This window comes from Allorhodopirellula solitaria (assembly GCF_007859855.1).
Classification (GTDB): domain Bacteria; phylum Planctomycetota; class Planctomycetia; order Pirellulales; family Pirellulaceae; genus Rhodopirellula; species Rhodopirellula solitaria.
The window spans coordinates 179,050-197,226 of sequence record NZ_SJPK01000003.1; the positions used below are offsets into that span (position 1 = coordinate 179,050).

The 18,177-nt window shown below is 58.4% G+C and carries 18 protein-coding genes; 8 read left to right on the top strand and 10 right to left on the bottom strand.

What is annotated here, in order from left to right; genetic code table 11:
- Positions 1 to 120: 120 nt before the first annotated feature.
- The 4 genes from CA85_RS06835 to CA85_RS06850 are packed head-to-tail and all read left to right on the top strand — an operon-like array spanning position 121 to position 3,289.
- Positions 121 to 402 (top strand): DNA-directed RNA polymerase subunit alpha C-terminal domain-containing protein, encoded by a 282-nt coding sequence (locus CA85_RS06835; RefSeq protein ID WP_146390582.1) that lies wholly within the window; start codon positions 121 to 123, stop codon positions 400 to 402.
- A gap of 14 nt (positions 403 to 416) precedes the next feature.
- Positions 417 to 1,634 (top strand): hypothetical protein, encoded by a 1,218-nt coding sequence (locus tag CA85_RS06840; protein ID WP_186774800.1) that lies wholly within the window; start codon positions 417 to 419, stop codon positions 1,632 to 1,634.
- Positions 1,631 to 2,134, top strand: coding sequence for a hypothetical protein (locus CA85_RS06845; RefSeq protein WP_146390583.1), 504 nt, complete (start codon positions 1,631 to 1,633; stop codon positions 2,132 to 2,134). The genes CA85_RS06840 and CA85_RS06845 overlap by 4 nt, the downstream gene beginning before the upstream one ends.
- Before the next feature lie 48 nt (positions 2,135 to 2,182).
- The gene (locus tag CA85_RS06850; protein ID WP_246112565.1) at positions 2,183 to 3,289 is read left to right on the top strand and encodes a redoxin domain-containing protein; all 1,107 of its coding nucleotides are present in this window, start codon (positions 2,183 to 2,185) and stop codon (positions 3,287 to 3,289) included.
- A 708-nt stretch (positions 3,290 to 3,997) separates the two neighbouring features.
- On the opposite strand, the gene CA85_RS06855 is transcribed toward CA85_RS06850, so the two are convergent.
- From CA85_RS06855 to rpsT, 4 genes are all read right to left on the bottom strand, one after another.
- On the bottom strand, positions 3,998 to 4,255 hold the full coding sequence (locus tag CA85_RS06855; protein ID WP_146390585.1) for a DUF4404 family protein: 258 nt from the start codon (positions 4,253 to 4,255) through the stop codon (positions 3,998 to 4,000).
- A 5-nt stretch (positions 4,256 to 4,260) separates the two neighbouring features.
- Positions 4,261 to 5,598, bottom strand: coding sequence for a tyrosine--tRNA ligase (tyrS, locus tag CA85_RS06860; RefSeq protein ID WP_146390586.1), 1,338 nt, complete (start codon positions 5,596 to 5,598; stop codon positions 4,261 to 4,263).
- A gap of 51 nt (positions 5,599 to 5,649) precedes the next feature.
- Positions 5,650 to 6,369, bottom strand: a complete 720-nt coding sequence (gene ispD, locus CA85_RS06865) for a 2-C-methyl-D-erythritol 4-phosphate cytidylyltransferase (protein ID WP_146390587.1) — start codon at positions 6,367 to 6,369, stop codon at positions 5,650 to 5,652.
- Positions 6,370 to 7,111: 742 nt separating this feature from the next.
- Positions 7,112 to 7,384, bottom strand: a complete 273-nt coding sequence (gene rpsT, locus CA85_RS06870) for a 30S ribosomal protein S20 (protein ID WP_146390588.1) — start codon at positions 7,382 to 7,384, stop codon at positions 7,112 to 7,114.
- A gap of 205 nt (positions 7,385 to 7,589) precedes the next feature.
- On the opposite strand from rpsT, the gene cobA reads away from it, so the two are divergent.
- Positions 7,590 to 9,125: a uroporphyrinogen-III C-methyltransferase gene (cobA, locus tag CA85_RS06875; protein ID WP_246112566.1), complete on the top strand. Its 1,536-nt coding sequence runs from the start codon at positions 7,590 to 7,592 to the stop codon at positions 9,123 to 9,125.
- A 91-nt stretch (positions 9,126 to 9,216) separates the two neighbouring features.
- Here the strand turns inward: cobA and CA85_RS06880 are convergent, their stop codons facing one another.
- The 3 genes from CA85_RS06880 to CA85_RS06890 form a co-directional block, all read right to left on the bottom strand.
- A complete protein-coding gene (locus CA85_RS06880; protein WP_146390589.1) occupies positions 9,217 to 9,525 on the bottom strand; it encodes a hypothetical protein in 309 nt (102 codons plus the stop codon).
- Positions 9,526 to 9,697: 172 nt separating this feature from the next.
- On the bottom strand, positions 9,698 to 9,964 hold the full coding sequence (locus CA85_RS06885; protein ID WP_146390590.1) for a hypothetical protein: 267 nt from the start codon (positions 9,962 to 9,964) through the stop codon (positions 9,698 to 9,700).
- Between the two features lie 446 nt (positions 9,965 to 10,410).
- A complete protein-coding gene (locus tag CA85_RS06890) occupies positions 10,411 to 10,929 on the bottom strand; it encodes a four helix bundle protein (RefSeq protein ID WP_146390591.1) in 519 nt (172 codons plus the stop codon).
- A 1,156-nt stretch (positions 10,930 to 12,085) separates the two neighbouring features.
- On the opposite strand from CA85_RS06890, the gene CA85_RS06895 reads away from it, so the two are divergent.
- Complete coding sequence (locus CA85_RS06895; protein ID WP_146390592.1) at positions 12,086 to 12,589, top strand: hypothetical protein; 504 nt, start codon at positions 12,086 to 12,088, stop codon at positions 12,587 to 12,589.
- Between the two features lie 162 nt (positions 12,590 to 12,751).
- Here the strand turns inward: CA85_RS06895 and CA85_RS06900 are convergent, their stop codons facing one another.
- The 3 genes from CA85_RS06900 to CA85_RS06910 all read right to left on the bottom strand — a co-directional run bounded on the left by CA85_RS06900 (position 12,752) and on the right by CA85_RS06910 (position 16,168).
- Positions 12,752 to 14,176: a class II fumarate hydratase gene (locus CA85_RS06900; RefSeq protein WP_146390962.1), complete on the bottom strand. Its 1,425-nt coding sequence runs from the start codon at positions 14,174 to 14,176 to the stop codon at positions 12,752 to 12,754.
- Positions 14,177 to 14,280: 104 nt separating this feature from the next.
- Positions 14,281 to 15,225, bottom strand: a complete 945-nt coding sequence (locus CA85_RS06905) for a DNA integrity scanning protein DisA nucleotide-binding domain protein (protein WP_146390593.1) — start codon at positions 15,223 to 15,225, stop codon at positions 14,281 to 14,283.
- A 169-nt stretch (positions 15,226 to 15,394) separates the two neighbouring features.
- Positions 15,395 to 16,168, bottom strand: a complete 774-nt coding sequence (locus CA85_RS06910; RefSeq protein WP_146390594.1) for a HEAT repeat domain-containing protein — start codon at positions 16,166 to 16,168, stop codon at positions 15,395 to 15,397.
- Between the two features lie 423 nt (positions 16,169 to 16,591).
- Between CA85_RS06910 and CA85_RS06915 the strand changes: the two genes are divergently transcribed.
- Entirely contained in the window at positions 16,592 to 17,719 is a 1,128-nt protein-coding gene (locus CA85_RS06915; RefSeq protein WP_146390595.1) for a DUF1559 domain-containing protein, read from the top strand.
- Between the two features lie 39 nt (positions 17,720 to 17,758).
- A complete protein-coding gene (locus tag CA85_RS06920; RefSeq protein WP_146390596.1) occupies positions 17,759 to 18,166 on the top strand; it encodes a hypothetical protein in 408 nt (135 codons plus the stop codon).
- Positions 18,167 to 18,177 lie beyond the last annotated feature (11 nt).

The following is an 18,177-nucleotide window of genomic DNA, read 5'->3' on the forward strand; positions in this document are numbered from 1 at the left end:
TTCCCATTGCCCGGAAAATTTGATACAGTACGATTAATCGATCATGCGAGCGTGCGGAAATGCCCTCATGGGGGTTTTAGCATCGCTGCTTATTCACATTATTGTTTTGGAAGGAATCTGATGAAAACACGTATCCCGTTGAGCCAAGCCGAAGAAGACGCCCGCCTCCGCCGCGAGCGTTTGGACTTGAGTATCGCTGAGATGGGTCTCTCGGTACGGACGACCAATTGCCTCGAGGAAACCGGCATCCTGACTGTTCGTGACCTGCTCAACGCGACGCCCCGTCGATTGTTGAAGATCAGCAACTTTGGCGAGAAAACACTCGACGAAGTTTACGACGCCTTGGAACTACTCGGATTCTTCCGTCCGGGTCGCCAAGTCGTGACCTCCAAAGCTCACTAGAGCGGCGAGCCTTGGTGCGACGGTCTCGACGAACTTGGCATTGGCGACCTTGGAGCAAAAAGCTCGGACGTCGCTTGCGCACGGGACCGTTTCGCGGTGTGCTCGGCGAACTCGCCTTCTACCTCGGTCTAATTTTTGTTGGCGTGTTCGTCTTCACGCTGGTGGTGGTGGCGTATTGGATGGTGCCTCAAATCGGGATTGATTTGCCCGACGAGGCTCGTGTGGTGCTGGATTCTGACCTCGCTCGTGGTGGCGGTTTCCACTGGGGGCGTTGGCTGGTCGCATTGATTTCGCTAGCGACGATTGGCTCAGGGGCCTTCGGACTGGGCTATCGGTTGATGCACCTCGGATTCAGCCAAGAGCGGATTTCGGCCCAAAAGGGCCGGATCGCAGGCTGGGGTGCTCGATCGCACTCGCACGCGAAGGGGAATTCGGCAGCGCGTGATAACGCTGCTGCGAACGAGGGTTCCGCCGATCAGCAAAACAGCGGACAGGAGGAGCCTGCGAATGATTCGAGTCGAGTTGAGGAGTTCCCTCGCTTGCCGACCGTGCCGCGTGGGCCGACGCTCAACGAGAGCCCGGGTGAGCGACTGCGATATCGCTTGGCATCGATTTCGACGGGCCGTTGGTCGGTGTTTGGCTCCGCGTCGCTGGCGTTGATGTGGAATTCGGTCTGCGTGGTGTTGCTTGCCGTTGCCATCTCAGGATGGTGGTATGGCAGCCCTCGACCCGTTCTCGCCATGCTGTTGGTGCCCTTTTCCGGTGTCGCAGTGTGGGCATTGAAATCTTTCCTGCGCCGCGTCCGCCAGATCGCTGGTGTGGGGCCCACGGTGGTCGAGATCAGTGACCATCCACTACAGCCCGGCGGAACCTATCAGCTCTTCGTGATGCAGATGGGTCGCATGCGGTTGCGGAGTTTACGGATTAGGCTGGTCTGTGAAGAAGAGTCGTTTTTCCGGCAGGGAACCGACGTGCGTTCGGATCAACATATTGCCCTTAGCAAAGATTTACTCTCAGAAAGCTCTGTGCGTGTTGACCCCATGACCCCTTGGGAGCAACAATTAGAGTTCGACCTACCGCACGATGTGATGCATTCCTTTCGCGCTACGAATAATTCCGTGCGGTGGCGATTGATCGTTTCTGGAGAAGCCCGCCCTTGGCCATCGTTCTGCCGAAGTTTCCCGCTCGTCGTCCACCCACCGCTCATGGTTCCACCAAACAGCCCGCGGTGAATGTATCGTTGTGCCGTGACGACGCGACCTACTCCGCGGGCGGCTACCTGCGAGCGAGTTGGCGGGTCAGTCGGGTCAAGCTGGAAGAGCTCAGTAGCGTGGAGGTGTCTGTACTTTGGTACACTGAGGGAAAGGGCGATGAAGACCTAAGTGTCCACTATTTCCGGCGTTATGATGCCGCCAACCTGCGGAATCTCGGGATCGGCGATAGCCAGCCCATCCATTGCCGCCTGCCCCCCTCACCGCTGAGCTATCGCGGTCACCTATTGAAGATCCAGTGGGGGATTCGGGTGCGGGTATTTGTTGAGGAAGGCCGCGAGGCAGTCGCTGAGCACCCGTTCTATGTGGTTGCACGCAAGCCGGAGGCATTGGAGATGAGTGAAATGATCCAGTCGGAATTGGCTCGGGTCGACGCTCCGGCAAAGTCTCCTTTGCATCGACGCCTGCCCGCCGTGATGCGACGTTGGCGATCCCGACCGGCCGGGTCAGCCCGTTCCTGATCATTTTGGCAACCGATATCACGTTTGCGACTTCAACCTGGGATGAAGATGAATCCTGTTCTCCGCTGCGTCTCAGGTCTTGTGCTGTTGATCCTGGTCACCTGTCTGTGTGGGCTGCCGGTTTCTTACGGTGAGGAATCGGCTTCGCCAGCGGCACCCCCTTACCTCTTGCAGATGATCCGCGACGACGCTGTCCACGAAGAACTCGGGCTGGACGAAACAGCGATTCAGGGCGTCGATGAGGCGCTAGCGGAAGTGGATCCAAGGTGGTGGGTGAGCCGGATTCTGCCAGCGGAGGAACAGGCGGCTGAGGTCAGCCAACTGACCGAGATACTCAGGGGCCGTCTCGCCGAGGTGCTCGACGAGGGGCAGCGAGAGCGGCTCATCGAGCTCGAACGTCAGGCCGCTGGCACTCGCGTGCTCGAGCAAGATGACACGACGAGGCAGCTCGCGATTACACCGACTCAAGCCCAGCAGTTAAGCGATCGGTTCGACACCACCGACGCTGAGGTCGCTCGCATCCAACAGGAAATCGCCGATCAAAAAATCGATACGGACCAAGCCAGTCAGCAGACGACGGCGATCCAGCAAGAGGAGCGGCAGGCACTACTCAGCATTCTTTCAGACGATCAGCGCCGCAAGATCGGTTCCCTGATTGGCGAACCGTTCGATTTTTCGAGTGTGAAACGCACCTATCCCCGAGCCCCCGAGCTGATCACCGAAGACGCCACGTGGCTGGATGGCGATGGCGTGCAGTTGACGGACCTGCGGGGCAAGGTGGTGGTTGTGTTTTTCTACGCATTCCAGTGCATCAACTGCCAGCGCAACTTCCCCCACTATCTCGCGTGGCAGCGTGACATGGCCGACGATGGGTTGGTCGTGATCGGGATTCAGACCCCCGAGACGTCTGCTGAACGCGATCGTAACAAGGTGGCCGCGGCGAAGGATGCCGACGGATTCGAGTTCCCTGTCCTCTTCGATCAGGCGGCCATGAATTGGCAGGCGTGGGGGACGACGATGTGGCCATCCACCTACGTGATCGACAAAGACGGCTTCATCCGCCGCTGGTGGCAGGGCGAGATGAACTGGAAAGGCACGCCCGGAGAGCAGCAGATGCGAACCACCATCGAGGAATTGCTTGCCGAGCCGCGGTAGACAGGTGGCCGAGGAACGTGGGGACTGCTCTGCACACGGCGACAATTTTCGATGACGTGCTCAATCTCTTTGCTCACCCCCATTCGGTCTTGAGCGACGCGAAAGCCTATGACTCGTCGGATTTTAGATCCTGATTCGCGTAGCAGCCTTTCACGTCTTTCGTCAGGTGGTTCGCACTCGCTTCCGCTGTGGCGCTGACGATTGGTCATGGCGGATCTCGGTTGTGAATGGCCCCCTCACCCCCAACCCCTCTTCCTCGAAGCGGCGGCGAGGGGAGACTCCATTGTTTTGCAATGGAGGAACAAAAATGCAATTCGAAGAGAAGGTGTTTCCGGTGGTGTTCGCTGCGCTTGACCACCGGCTATTTTCTTTACCGCGGTCGGCGTGAGAAAACTTGTGGCAATGAGCAGTTCGTCGCCTCTTGGTCATTCCCCACAAAGCCAGATCCCCTGTCAGCTTGTCTGGCAGGAATCCCCGTTTTGCGATTAGAGCAATGGAGCGTTCGCCCCGCTCCCATGTGGGCTTGCCCCCATGACAGCAAAGTTTGTCGGCTTGGTTTCCCGTCAGTTAAGCTGACAGGGGAATGCGCATCGATGCCGCGGTTCTCTAACTTCAAAACGTCGCTTCCCGTGTGACAAGCACACGGGGGAGCAAACTTGTGGATAACCGACGCCTCGTCCACTACGACAGAAATTGATCGTGCGTTGCTTAGATACCCATTTGGGCGAGCATGTGAGCGATGCGTCCGACGTTGTTTGTCAGCGACGGATGTGATTCCTGGAACTCGGCGGTCGCTTCGCTCAACCGATCGGCGAGCGATTGGGAGCTGACGTCGTGTTGGTCGAGGCTTTCTTCGATCTCATTGACGGTGACTTGCAGCTGCTCGCACTGCTCTGGGTCGAGACTGTCGAGGCTGGCCAGTTGAGCGCGGAGGTGCTTGAGTGTTTCATCGAGTTCGGTTCGCATGATTTTCACTTGGGAGAGGCGTCGGACGAGAGTTTCAAGAGGGCATATTTTCGTTTGCCGCGGCGCAGCACGATCACGGTGCGGCCCGCGAAGTCATCGCGAGTGATTCGCTTTTGCTCGTCGCCGATGCGAACGCTGTTGAGCGAGATACTGTTCTCCTTGACGCTGCGACGAGCGTCACCGCCGCTGGAGCAGAGCCCAGCGAGCTGTAGGGCTTCGATGATCCACAGTCCCTCGCCTTCGATTTGATCAGCGGTGATGTCCTGGCTCGGGACGTCCGCAAAGATTTCTTGTAGTTCGTTGTCGGGCGTGTTTCCGATATCGCCTCCAAAGAGAATCTTCGTTGCCCGTTCGGCCGATGCCAAGCCTTCGTCGCCGTGGACGAGTTCGGTCATCCACTGCGCCAAACGCTTTTGGGCGGCGCGTTCACCTGCGGCCTGCTCGGTTCGTTCGGCCAGCTCATCGTATTCGGCTTTCTCGATTTCGGTCAGGTAGGCGATACAGCGCATCACGTCTTCGTCGTTGACGTGGACCCAGTACTGGTAGAACGCATAGGGGCTGGTCCGTTCGGCATCCAACCAGATGGCACCGCGTTCGGTCTTGCCCATTTTCTTCCCGTCACTCGTTGTCAGTAACGGTGCGGTGAGCCCAAAGAGTTGCTCGCCGGTCATCCGCCGACCGAGGTCGATTCCGGCGGTGATGTTGCCCCACTGATCGCTGCCTCCGGCTTGAATCCGGCAGCCATGCTCGCGAGAGAGGTGCACGAAGTCGTAGGCTTGCAACAGCATGTAGCTGAACTCGGTGTAGCTCAGTCCCGCGTCGCTGTTGATGCGGCTGCGGACCGATTCCTTGCCCATCATCGCACCGATAGGGAAGTTCTTGCCGACGTCGCGGAGGAACTCCAGGTAAGAATAGCCCTGCATCCAGTCAAAGTTATTGAGCAGCAGGGCGCCGTTGCTGCCCGTGAAGCCGGCTTCGCCGTCAAAGTCCAGGAAGCGTCGCATTTGAGCGGCCACGCCATCGACGTTGCGTTGCAGTTGCTCGGCCGAGAGCAGGTTGCGTTCTTCGCTCTTGCCGCTGGGGTCACCGATCATGCCGGTGGCGCCACCGACCAGGGCGATGGGGCGATGGCCAGCCCGCTGGAATCGCCGCAGCATCATGAGTTGCATTAGGCCGCCGACATGGAGGCTTGTTGCGGTTGGATCAAACCCGATGTAGATGCTCTGTTGTCCCGACGCGAGCAACTCGGCCAGGCCTGTTTCATCGGTGCTCTGGTGGATCAAGCCCCGCCACTGAAGTTCGTCGAGGAGATGGTCGGTTGGGGACGATGCTGGCTGCGTCATGTTCGTGTGGTTTCGCGTGGTTTGTTTTCGGTATCCTCCCAGCGACAATGGCTAGGAGAGGTGGGTTCGGGATTGCAGCAAGGCTTCGGCGACCGCTAGGTCTTCAGGATAAGTGATCTTGAGATTGTCCGCGGCACCGGCCACGAGGGCTACCGGATGCCCGGTTCGCTCGACCAATTCAGCGTCGTCGGTCGCCGGTCGCCCACGATGGCTTGCGTAGGCCTGGCGGAGCAAATCCAACGAGAAAACCTGCGGCGTCTGAGCGACCCATATTCCCCTGCGATCGAGTGTTTGGCAAGCGGATTGGTCTCTTGCGCCGCGTTTGAGGGTCCCGGTCACGGGTGTGGCGAGGATAGCGGCCCGCGTGTGAGCGGCGCACGCCAAGACGGAGCTCACATCCTCCGCACGGAGCAGGGGGCGAGCGGCGTCATGGACCGCTACCCACTGGATCGATGCCTCGGCTGCTTGGGCGACGGCGTCGAGTGCGGCAGCAACACTGTCACTCCGCTCGGCTCCGCCGTTCACGAAGTGGATTTTATCGGGGCGTGACAACATCGCTGCTTGTTCTTCCAATTGCTCCCGGTCTCCTGGGGAGACGGCGAGCCACAGGCAACTGACTTCGTCGCGGCGCAGTAGCGTTTCGGCTGCGTGCGTCCACAGCGGCCGCCCGGCCAGGGGAGCGAACAGCTTGTTGGACTGGTCACCAAACCGCTGGCCGCTGCCCGCCGCGGGCAAGATGACAGCAACGCTCGCGTCGGGAAGGGTCGTCATAACGCTCGGTGTCGTCCTGTCCAGTCGTGGGCAATGGGGTTTAAGCAGGTGTGGGCCAATGGTTCGTGTTCGGCCGGGGGCCGGCAAAATCCCTGCCGGTGGCGTCACAGGCTGACGATTCAATCGATGTTGGCTCCACAATGTTGAGCCGAGGGCCGTAAGGCCTCGGGTATCACCGCCTTCCTGGCCGCTGACACATCTCGGCTCAATAAATCGACAGCCCGGTAAGCAACACACGATGAGTAAGTGTCGGTTTTCGTAGTGGACGAGGCGACGAGTCCTGCGGCTTTGGGCTCGTCGCCTCGTCCCCTGCGACAGAAATTGATCGTGCGTTGCGAAGGCACCGGGTAGTGCCGCCCACCCGGCCGCTTGCGCGTCTCAATAATCCGACGCATTGGCGACGCATTCGATGTGATCCCTCGCTAACCGGCGTGTTATGATTTCCACACGATTTCACCAGCGTCGGTGAAACCCGCAGACGGTGATGCCGTCGGCAATTCCTGCTATCGGCTTGCGTCCTAGAAGATCCGCTGTGCTACTCAAACTTCGGGGGCTTTTGTCCCAAGAGAAAAGTACTCCACAGCGTTACCCAACGGGACAGCTCGAAGAACGGATCAACGCGGAACGGCGGTTTAAGTGGCACCGGAAGAGTCCCCTCTTCCTGCTTCGCGCACGAGATAACGAGTCCTCTCAAGGAGGACCGCGCGCCTCGTCCTCGACGACGTCCCAGATCCGCTACCGCTTAGGCAGCTTGGGTGGCTTTCTTGAGAGCCGAGCTGAGTCGGCTCTTGGTGCGAGCGGCGGCGTTGCGATGGATGACGTTGCGGGCAGCAGCTTGATCGAGCTTTTTGCATGCCAATCGAAATTCGCCTTGCGCCTTTTCGTGATCGCCGGCAGCGATGGCTTCGCGGACACGACGAACGGCGCCCCGCATGTTACTGCGGACGCCGCGGTTGCGGAGACGGCGGACTTCGTTCTGACGGAGTCGTTTCTTGGCGCTCTGGGTGTTTGGCATTTGTTTGGCAGCGGGGGTGGGGTGCTGCCCCGTTTGGAGACTACTGAAAATGTTGATTTCGCGGCAGGGAATCTGCCTACGAGTGAATTGGCAAGCGGGGTATTATGCCGATCGAAGCGTCCGCTGTCCAGATCCATGAAAAACTTCCATAATCGTTCGAATCCTATCGAATCTCTGGAAATCCTTTGCTTGGAAATTGCCCGCAGTGACCGCTTCTCAAAACAATTCCGGGGTGACTGTCCCCAACGGGTTTGTCGCTCTGGTCGGTGCCGGCCCGGGCCACCCGGAACTTCTCACCCTGCGGGGGCAGTACTGGCTCGGCCGCTGTGATGTGGTCCTCTACGATGGCCTGACCAATGCTGAGATGTTGGCCCATGCACCTCAAGCGGAATGCATTTGTGTGGGCAAGCACGGCCAGACGCGGATTTGGACCCAGCCCGAGATTATTGCCGAAACGCTTCGGCATGCCTCCCGGGGCAAGTGCGTGGTGCGGCTCAAGGGCGGCGATCCTGCTGTTTTTGCCCGCACGAGCGAGGAGGTCGAGGCCCTGGTCGAGGTGCAGATCCCCTATGAAATCGTCCCCGGAATCACCGCCGCCCTGGCGGCAGGGTCCTACGCAGGAATCCCCATCACGCATCGTGGGATCGCCTCCGCAGTGGCCTTGGTGACCGGGCATGAGGAGCCTGGTAAATCGAAATCCGCTTTGGACTGGAACGCCTTGGCCGCTTTCCCCGGCACGCTGGTGATCTACATGGGCGTGACGACAGCTGAGACCTGGACGCGGGCCTTGCTCGAGGCGGGGAAGCCTCCTGAAACTCCCTGTGCACTGATCCGTCGCTGCAGTCTCCCGGACCAACAGCAGATCGCTTGCCGGCTCGACGAAGTCGTCGACCAGCTCACCCCCGCCAGCCGGTTTCGGCCGCCGGTGATCACGATCGTGGGTGAGGTGACCCAGTTGGCTGAAACAATGGATTGGTTCCGCCGCCGCCCGCTGCATGGCCAGAGCGTGCTGGTGACCCGTCCCTCGGCCCAGGCCGATGAACTCGCTCGGCCGCTCGCCGAACTCGGTGCCAATATCGTGCGCCACAGCGTGATCGAAGTGAAACCGCCCGGCGATTGGTCGGACGTTGATGCGGCCATCGATCGCTTGTCCTCGTTCGACTCGATCGTTTTCGCCAGCGCCAACGGGGTGCGGTATTGGATGGGGCGTCTACTCGAGCGTGGCCTTGATCTGCGATGCCTCGCCGGACTTCGCATCGCTGCAGTGGGCAGCGCGACCGCGGCGGCGCTCGGCGAGTTCCACCTCGTTGCCGACGTGATCCCCGACTCGTTCGATGCCGCGGGTTTGGTCGCTGCACTTGGCGCGAGCGTGCAGGATGAACGCGTGTTGATCGTGCGAGCGAGTCGCGGCAGTTCGCTGCTGCCCGACGGACTACGAGCCGCCGGAGCCGATGTCCAAGAGGTAGTGGCCTATCAGAACGTCGATGTGCAGTCCGCCCGTCCCGACGTCTCGGAAATGCTCCGCCGGGGCGAGATCGACTGGGTCACCGTCACCAGCAGCGCGACGGCTGAGAATCTCCAGCGGCTCTTTGGCGACGATCTCGATCAGTGCCGCTTCGCAGCGATCAGCCCCATCACCGCCGAGGTCCTCGCCCAACAGGGACGCCGGGTCGACGCCGTTGCTAAGACAGCATCGATGCCAGGCATCGTCGACGCGATCACCGCCGCTTCGATCCCCTGACACATCGCTTGCGTGAGCTGCGCTGCAGCTGATAGCGTTTCCCGAATTGGTCGACGGAGCAACCAACCCCCTTCCCCTTTTCGTCGTTTGTTCATGTTTTGTGCCAGTCCGCACCGCAATGAAAGCACTGCTCGGCATGACGGCAGAGCAATGGTTGGCCGCAACACGCACATCGTGGCATCGGATAGATCAGCGCGAGGGCCACGCCAAACAGATAGGCAAGTCCGGCCATTCCGAATACCCAACCCGATAGGATCGCGAGCCATAGCGGCACGGCGGCGATCAGTCGTTGAAGCGACGTTAGTTCAAAGCGGTCTCCGATGTATCCAAGGGCAAGACCCGTTATCGCACCGGGAATCACCGCAATGTAGATGAACGTTGAGAGGTGTGAATAACCCATCCAGGGTGAAGAGTTGAGGCCGTGTCAATTTCAGTCGAATAACGGTAGAAATCACGGGGAACGGGCGGAAAACTTGCAAGCAGACGAGAAAACGGACCACCCGTTCTCCCGTACACTTCATGGTTCCACGCCGGCCTGGGTTCAACGAATTGCGTCACGTCGCGCCTCTGGATCACGCCCGAGCATTGGCAATCAGAGACGCCACGGCCAGCACAATGCCAGCGACAAAACCACCGAAACTGCCTTGAGTCACGCCAAGGCCGATGCCAACGGCAAGTTCGTCCAAACGCTGCGGTTGAACGTCTGGGAACATAGCACGATAGTAAGCTGGGTTATACGTCCCCATCAAATACCCAACGGCAGCGCCGCCTATGCACCCTAGAATCGTCAGTGTCACGACGAAAGCGATTGGCGTCTTGAATTGTTCGAGTTCGGGCATTGCAAATGGTTCGGTCCAGGTAGCAGAAGGGTAGCCAATGTCGGCGAACGGTAGACATCAATGGGGACGGCAGAGCGAAGTTCACCTGCCAAGACGTGAACGTCGTCCTCCATTGCATGGCGTTGGATGGTTTAGGCTTTAGCGAAACGCCGTGAGGTGGCCAGCAGCAACCAGTCTTACGGGCATTGTATCGGTGTGGGATTCACGACACAACTTCGGACCTGGGGTTCGCCAGGCGTTGGAGTTGTCACGCCTTGGGATTGGCACGCGTTGGATTCATCAGGCGTTGGAGTTGATCGGCACTGGCTTCCGCAGTGTCGTGCTGCGGACATCGTGTTCGGCTACCACGGCAATTGTCGCCGTGCCGATCGTTGGGTCGAAACGCTAACGGGAGCGCAGATTCGACAAGCGTTGCACGACGCCGCTAAATCAAATAACGGTGGCCGTCACCTAGGACGGACGATTGATTTTCCATTGGTATAATCGCGCAAGCCGTCCTTAGGTGCACGGCTTGGTTCTGGCTTTCTTTCGTGCTCGTGCTCAGCATCGCGGTGCTCGTGCTCGTAATCGTTCCCCAGCTCATAGTCTACCGACGGCTCCCTAACGCCGTCAAACTTCATCGCCATTCGAGTTAGCATCGAGACAATTCGTTTGAGCATCCGTTTCAGTTCTCGACTCGCCACGTCCTCCAAACCGTCCGTCGCAACCAGAACATCTTGAATCGCAGCACATTCAAACGCAGATCCGCGAGCAATGTCGAAAAATCGAGCACGATCTTTCAAGCTGCGCTTGCCGTTACCCTCGGCGATGTTCAGCGGAATCGATTGAGCAGCGCGAAGCCATTGATCACGAGCGTGGCGATGCAAACCGCTCAGCGATTTCGAAACGTCGAATGCAGCAGCGACGTATCCGATTGACAAACGGTAGACGTCGAGTCGATCGTGGTCGAAGATTGGTTCGGTCATGGTTGCGCCATTTCGATTACGAGCACGAGCACCGTTTCACTGAGCACGAGCACGAGCACGATGGCCACTTTGTGCCAGAACGAGGTAATTATCGCTGGTTGTGGGGGTGATAAGTTGATCCGCGGGGGTGTTATCGCCGGTTGGACCTTCGGTTCCCTCGGTGGCACGGAAAGTGCTGTCGCCGGTTCGAGGGAGTCTTATCGCCGGTTGGCTTGGCTTGAGTATGAGGGCTCTGAATTCTTGGGTCAAGGAAATTCTCGAACGAGTTTCTGGCGAAAACAGGTAGCTTGCAGTTGCCGCTCCGCCCGGACAAGCCGGACGGAAGCGAACATAGATGCCCGTGAAAATCGAGTAAAGCTGCTTAAGTCCACGCCATTCTTGCTTGAGTCCGTTTTATCGGGCATCTGCAAATGTTTCGGTCCATCCGGGTTTGTCGTAGGTAACTCCAGCGTGTTGGATTTTAGAGGCATGGCGGTGGCGTCCGAAATGAGCGATGCCGTCACAGAATGAATGCTGGCGGCGGACGCGTCCGCTGCCAGCCGAAGTGGCTCATCCGACGGAAGTGTGCGCGGAGCACAGGGGGAAGGTTTTTCTAGGCATGGCTCTCGTATCCAATAATCTTACAAAAATGGGTGCCCGACGAACGAATGTCCGCCAGGGACCGGCAACACCATTGGCGTACCATCGACCGAGATATCCCTTGCCAAGCCAGCACCTCTGCAGAGTTCGGCTCCGTTTCTCCCGGCAGCTCCAGGCTAACATCCACTATCACCTCCGACAAATCAATCATTGGATACTGGAGCCATGCCTCCAAAACCTCCAGCGCACGCTTCCGTCGGATGAGCCGCCGAAGTCACCTTTCGGCTCATGTGCGACCGAGATATTCCTAGGCAAGTTGCTTCCCAGCCGCCGCAGGCCACAAGTGCCCAAATGATACCAAGGAACTGGTTTTGAGTATCTTGGAATATCCGCGGCGGGTCGTGAAGGCTGTTCTCTACATGGTATCTCGTGCCCGTTTCTCAGCCTGGTCTCGGGAGTTTGCTTGAAAATGACCTTGGTGGCTCGCCGAAAAGCGTTGACCCCGTTTGAGGGAATAACAGAGCCTTACTCCCGCGCCTGCCGCGTTTTTCCGTTCCCCCTTTACCGGGGATTCGTCATGGCCAAGAAATCGAAACCTCAAAAACCGAAACGACGTTCGCGTGTCGGATCTCCCGACAATAACGCGCGTGTCCGCTGCTTTAGTAAGTTTACCGCCGATCTCGAATCACTCGCCGATTGGCTGGACGACTGTGGCATGGAGACCGTAGCAATGGAGTCAACCGGCGTGGCTCTTCAAGGAAATTGGCGTGAAGAACATCTCTTTGCACTGCAACAGGCTCTTGAGCTGTATCGTTACTACGGGACGAAGCTGGTGGAGCTCGATAAGAAACAGGAGCAGCACCTGAGTACGTTTGAAGACCTTAGCGAGGGCGAGGTACTGCCGAAGCTCCAAGCCCCCATGGCAGCAAGCAATAGCCCTGCCTTCGACATGCGAAATCACCTATACCGAATCCTGGGGATGGATCTAACCACCATCGACGGAATCGGCGGCCAAACCGCTATGACGCTGATTTCACTGCTACTGCGCACAAACTCGCAAAAATCGTCTATGGGATGCTAAAATACGGCAAGAAGTACATCGACATCGGGAAGGATTACTATGAAAAGGAGTACCAAGAAAGGGTAAGGAGAAATCTCGAAAAAAGAGCGGCTGCTCTCAATTTCAAGCTGGTTCCAAACGATCCTGCCGGGTGAAGAGTTCCTTGAGAGCTGAGGCGCAGCACTAGGCTTGCGGCTCCGTCATGGACCAGGGGTCGAGAGCTTCGTTGAGCTGGTCGGCGGGCAGAAGGTTCTTCTGCTCGCAGAGTTCGCGGATCGTTTGGCCGGTTTTGAAAGCTTCTTTGGCGAGCGCCGCTGCTTGCTCGTAACCGATCAGCGGATTCAGACTCGTGCACATCGATAGGGACTGCTCGACGGCGGCGTTGCACGCTTCCTCGTTGGGCAGCATGCCATCGAGGCAGAAGTCGATGAAGGCGGCGCAGCCGCCATCGAGCAACCGAATCGACTCGAGCACGGTGTGCGCCATCACGGGCATCATGATGTTGAGCTGGAAGTTGCCGCCACAGCCACCACTGACGGTCATGGTGGCATCGTTGCCGATCACGCGGGCGGCGATCTGCATGAGCGATTCGCACATCACCGGGTTGACCTTGCCCGGCATGATCGAGCTGCCTGGTTGTCGCGTTGGCAACTTGATTTCGTAGTAGCCACAGCGGGGGCCACTGCCGAGCCAGCGGATGTTATTGGCGATGCCGAGCAGCGTCTGGGCGATGCACTTGAGCTGGCCATGGGCTTCGACCAAGCCGTCGCGGTTGGCATTGCCCTCGAAATGATTGACCGCTTCAACGAAGTCGATCCCGGTTTGTTCGGCGAGTTGCTCGGCGACGCGGGCGCCGAATTCCGGGTGGGTGTTGATTCCACTGCCGACAGCTGTGCCTCCGACGGGTAGTTCGAGCACGGCGTCGCGGGCTCGCTCGGCGCGGCTGATCGACATTTCAATCTGCCGTGCGAAGCCGCCGAATTCCTGACCCAGACGCAGTGGTGTGGCGTCCATCAGGTGGGTCCGGCCAATCTTGATGATCTTGTCCCAGGCCTTGGCTTTGTCTTCGAAAGACGCATGCATTCGCTCGAGGGTCGGGATCAATCGGTTTTGAATCTCGACTGCGGTGGCGACGTGAATGGCGGTGGGAAACGTGTCATTGGTGCTCTGCCCCATGTTGACGTGATCGTTGGGATGGATCGGCTTGTCCTCGGACATCCGGTCGCCACCATCGATCTCAATGGCGCGATTGCTGATCACCTCATTGATGTTCATGTTGCTGCTGGTGCCACTGCCCGTCTGGAAGACATCGACGGGAAATTGATCAGCGAGTTGGCCGTCGGCGATTTCTTGGGCGGCCGAAAGCATCGAGCGCACTTGTCGGTCGCTCAGCGGGTTTTTCCCGCTGCCGGTGAGTTTGCCGAGCCCTTTGTTGGCGATCCCACAAGCCCATTTGACGCGGCCCATCGCAGAGATCATCGCTGGCGGCATCTCCCAGCCGCTGACGGGGAAATTGTCAACGGCACGCTGCGTCTGGGCGCCGTAGTAGGCGTCTGCGGGAACGTGAACTTCGCCCATCGAGTCACGTTCGGTCCGAGTCTTGGTCATCTGGTTGATCCGATCTTGGGTTGTGAATGGTCCTTCCAAACCCGAAAGCAAGGCAGTGAGCGAGGACATCTGTTTCCCAAAAACTAGCAAATCGAATTGCGCGGTCAATCCTCGCTCGATTGCGGTGGCGGCTCAAAGGCGAACTCCTGCCACTTGACGGCTTTATCCATGGGCACAATCTGCAGAATCAGGAAGCCGTTTTGGTACAGTCGAACGGTCCCGGTTGATTGGCTGATCACGACCGAAACCGCTTTTGTTTTCCGCGTGATGGCGGCGGCGGCCCAATGTCGCGAGCCGAGTCCCTTGGTCATTTTCAAGTCTTCGTGGGAGACCTCGAGCATCTGACGACTGCGTTCGATCACCCCTTCGCTGGTGACGACGAAGGCCCCGTCGAGCTGGGCGACCTCTTTGGCATCTTCCTGAACCTTGGGGTCGAGCAGATTGCGGTGTTTCTTGTTGTAGCCACGAAACGGGTCGACGCCGCCGTCATTGGAGTGTTCGAGCACCCGGCGGTGATCACCGACGACGAACATCGTTCCCACGGCCTTGCCCTCACGGCCTTCCCGGCCAATCTGCGATGCCAGGTCGACGACCGCTTTGATTGTCTTCAGCGGCACGCTGCTTTCGAGGGTTTGCAGGTCGCGCACCGTGAACCGCCGCATGCGTTCGTCGAGCTGCAGGTAGCTGATCGAGTCGAGTCGCCCCTGCTGAAACCCGCTATAGACGGCCACGACCTCACCGTTGGTGCGAATCATCTCGTCGGCAGCTGCCTCCAAGAGGGCTTCTTGCAAGCGTTCGAGCAGCGGCGCTTTTTCTTTGTTTAACGCCAGTGGGTGCAGCCCCGCTTCGGCAGCCCCATCGAGATCTTCGAGCGTATCGACCGCAATGATGACCGTGCTTTTGGCCGCATTGGTCAATCCGGAGACGCGTTTCCAATCCGTCCCGCCGTCCAAGAGCAGGAGCAGGGCGTCCGCGTTCCGGTCGGCTTTCAACGCAACACCCGCGAGGATCATCGACGCGTTGTGTTTGGTCAGTCGTTGAGTCGCCATCGGTGGAAATTTTTTACAGCAGTGAGCAGAGAAGCGAGCGAGATGCCCCCCAGTCTACTTCATTTCGCAGGGTTTCCATAGCGCCGTTTGGCACGAACTGATCCATCGGCTGCTGAGACGGTAAATCGCGGCGTCGCTGGAGCGGAGTCAATCACTGTTCCAACGACCATTAGAAATACGAGCCAAAGCCACCGCGTGGTATCTCATCCACGTCCTTCCCCTCAAGGCCAGCGATCCAGACCTCAGGATCGTCGCCAAAATCTTTCCCGGTATTCTCTCGCAGGGCGCTGATGACGAGGCTCTGTGTGGCCGGATCGCGGTCTTCCAGAGCGAGTTTAAGTGAGTTTGTGGCAACCTGGCCGGGGTGCTCCGCCAACGCGGTGATGGCGGCATGGCGGACGTCTTTGTTTTGCGACTTGCCGATCGTCTCTGCTAATAGAATCGTCGCTTCGTCCTCTCGGCGATTTCCCAACGCCCGGCAGGCCTCCATCCGCACCTTGATCACGTCATCCTCGAGCCCGCTTTCGATCAAGCTTAAGACGGCGGGATCGGACGATTTTCCTGCCGCGACGACAGCCAAACGCCGCATCTCCGCACTTTCGTCATTGGCAAAAATCTGCTCGAGATGTTTGGACCAATATTCTTGTCGCTCCGGTGGCAAGTTTGGCATCGTCTTGACGAGTGACTGCAGTTCGGTGCGTCGTTGATGGTCGGTGACCCCGATTTCTTCGTCCCGTGCCCATTGCCGCATCGTGAAGTAAGGGTTGACTGTTTTGAGCGCATACATCGGCCCATCCTTGCAGCCGGACGTTGCGCCGCTCGTACCGGCAGCCAAGACAGCGAGCAGGAGCGCGCGTCGGCCGATTCCCATTGGCAATCGTGCGGATGAGTTGGTGATTGCGGAGGTGCTGAACGAATCGGCGAAACGTTTTTCAGACGCCATGGGTAGGTTCCGCGTCGGTGAGGAAGGAGTACGAGCGTGCAGAAGCTTGCGAGAACCCTATCGACTACCAAAAAAGACCTGGCTTCCCCAAGACCAATTGAAGGCTCCGCACATCGGGAGTGCCAAAAACATCGCGAGTGCCAAATCAGGATCGAGGTCCCTTTGTCAGGGGGGAGGGTTCGGTGGCCCATTTTTCTTGGCTCATCCGACGCACGCTTCCGTCGGATGAGCCATTTTTTTTAGGCTCAATGGGGACTGCCGTCCCCCTAGAGGCCATGCACCGTTTCGCACGCCGTCGCTACCCAGGCGGCCGGTCCTCTTCAAGAGTTCTTCACACTTTCCAAACCCAATCGCAACATACGCCTGTTTTAATCCCGCCGAAACAGAATCAATCGCTTATCACTCGATGAAGGAACTTTACAAATGCGTTGTCAACAGATCGAAACCATGGAAAAGCAGGCACGACGGCGGCCTGGTTTCACGCTCGTTGAACTCTTGGTGGTCATCGCCATTATCGGCGTGCTGGTCGGACTGCTCTTACCTGCTGTCCAAGCAGCACGAGAAGCTGCCCGCCGCATGCAGTGCCAAAACAACATGAAACAGTTCGGTCTCGCCATGCACAACCACATGTCGACGTTCAATGCCTTCCCACCGGGAAGTGTCAATTACGACGAGAGTGGCAATCGCTACAAAACCGGAGGATGGCAACACGGGCAGAACGAACAGGGCTGGCACTGGCTCGTGATGCTGTTCCCCTACATGGAACAGCCTGCGATGTGGGAGAGAGTGCAGGTCTGCGAGGATGATCGCGCCGACGATCACACATCCAATCCCTGCGATCACTGTGAGGCGATCGAGGTCACCGATCACCTGGGACGTGAACAGCTCGCATCCTTTGACCAGTGCCCCACCGCACCTGCTGTGCGATCACAGTTCTCCGATGGCAGCTACGGTCTCGAAGCTCTCGCCAAGGGCAACAACTACGCTGCATGTTGGGGATCGGGGGACATGTTGTCGTGGGAAAACCCCGAGACACGTGGTGCTTTCGGGACCCACTACGCCCACCAGGACGAAATCATTAATAACGTCAATGGGGTCGTCTCGGCGGGAGATCGCTTTCAAAACCGCAAGGGTATGCAGAGCCGCGATTTTCTCGATGGCTTGAGCAATACGATGGCGATGAGCGAAATCTTGGCGGTGGACTCCAAGACAGATATCCGAGGTACGTGGATGTCGCCAGCAATGGGAGCGACGATCTTCTCTGCCTTCCGCAACCCGAACTCCAATGAGAAAGACGTCCTGGCAGCTTGCGGCGATGAGATCACGGACCCATCGACAACGGTCACGATCGACAGCAACGACCGCTTGGACTGCCTCGAGGAACGCGATACGGCTGCCATCTACGCAGCGGCCCGTAGCTATCACACCGGTGGCGTGAACGTGCTGATGGCAGACGGGAGTGTGCGGTTTGTTACCGACTCCGTCGATAATCTCAAAATTTGGCAGCCGTTGAGCACTGCTGCCAACAACGAAGTCCTCGAAGAACTATAAACAGCAACATTCACTCAGAGACCATTCGAAATAACGACTATGAAAATCAAATTTGTATCCGCACTGCTGACACTTTTGTGCATCTCATCGACGGTGGGATGTGGCTCGTCGGCAGTCAAGCCAACCGACGAGCAGAATGCATTTGCGAGCGTAGAGGGACTCGGCGATATTGCCGGTGACCAGCAAATGTTCGCCAATGCGTTCGTTCCAGGGTCCGTACCTGAAGACCGCGCAGAATACGGAAAACGCGGGTACCAGGTCAGTGGTGAAGCCACTTATGACGGTGACCAAGTGACCGTACCGGTTAAAATCTTCGGCGGCGTCCATGAGACCGCTGGTCGAGATGGTGGTCGCAGCAAGCCCAGCAAAGCAGGCGAGACCGAGCAGGTGTGGACCCTGCAACGCATCGATGGTCAGTGGAAACTCAAGGACGCGCCACTCGGCTAAAAGCCTATCCG

Excerpts from the sequence above, each read along its gene's own strand:
- CA85_RS06910 (WP_146390594.1), bottom strand. The coding sequence starts at position 16,168 with ATGGCGTCTGAAAAACGTTTCGCCGATTCGTTCAGCACCTCCGCAATC.
- CA85_RS06915 (WP_146390595.1), top strand. The coding sequence starts at position 16,592 with ATGCGTTGTCAACAGATCGAAACCATGGAAAAGCAGGCACGACGGCGG.
- tyrS (WP_146390586.1), bottom strand. The coding sequence starts at position 5,598 with ATGACGCAGCCAGCATCGTCCCCAACCGACCATCTCCTCGACGAACTT.
- CA85_RS06895 (WP_146390592.1), top strand. The coding sequence starts at position 12,086 with ATGGCCAAGAAATCGAAACCTCAAAAACCGAAACGACGTTCGCGTGTC.
- CA85_RS06905 (WP_146390593.1), bottom strand. The coding sequence starts at position 15,225 with ATGGCGACTCAACGACTGACCAAACACAACGCGTCGATGATCCTCGCG.
- rpsT (WP_146390588.1), bottom strand. The coding sequence starts at position 7,384 with ATGCCAAACACCCAGAGCGCCAAGAAACGACTCCGTCAGAACGAAGTC.
- CA85_RS06835 (WP_146390582.1), top strand. The coding sequence starts at position 121 with ATGAAAACACGTATCCCGTTGAGCCAAGCCGAAGAAGACGCCCGCCTC.
- CA85_RS06850 (WP_246112565.1), top strand. The coding sequence starts at position 2,183 with ATGAATCCTGTTCTCCGCTGCGTCTCAGGTCTTGTGCTGTTGATCCTG.
- ispD (WP_146390587.1), bottom strand. The coding sequence starts at position 6,369 with ATGACGACCCTTCCCGACGCGAGCGTTGCTGTCATCTTGCCCGCGGCG.
- CA85_RS06890 (WP_146390591.1), bottom strand. The coding sequence starts at position 10,929 with ATGACCGAACCAATCTTCGACCACGATCGACTCGACGTCTACCGTTTG.
- CA85_RS06920 (WP_146390596.1), top strand. The coding sequence starts at position 17,759 with ATGAAAATCAAATTTGTATCCGCACTGCTGACACTTTTGTGCATCTCA.
- CA85_RS06880 (WP_146390589.1), bottom strand. The coding sequence starts at position 9,525 with ATGGGTTATTCACACCTCTCAACGTTCATCTACATTGCGGTGATTCCC.
- CA85_RS06900 (WP_146390962.1), bottom strand. The coding sequence starts at position 14,176 with ATGACCAAGACTCGGACCGAACGTGACTCGATGGGCGAAGTTCACGTT.
- CA85_RS06855 (WP_146390585.1), bottom strand. The coding sequence starts at position 4,255 with ATGCGAACCGAACTCGATGAAACACTCAAGCACCTCCGCGCTCAACTG.
- CA85_RS06885 (WP_146390590.1), bottom strand. The coding sequence starts at position 9,964 with ATGCCCGAACTCGAACAATTCAAGACGCCAATCGCTTTCGTCGTGACA.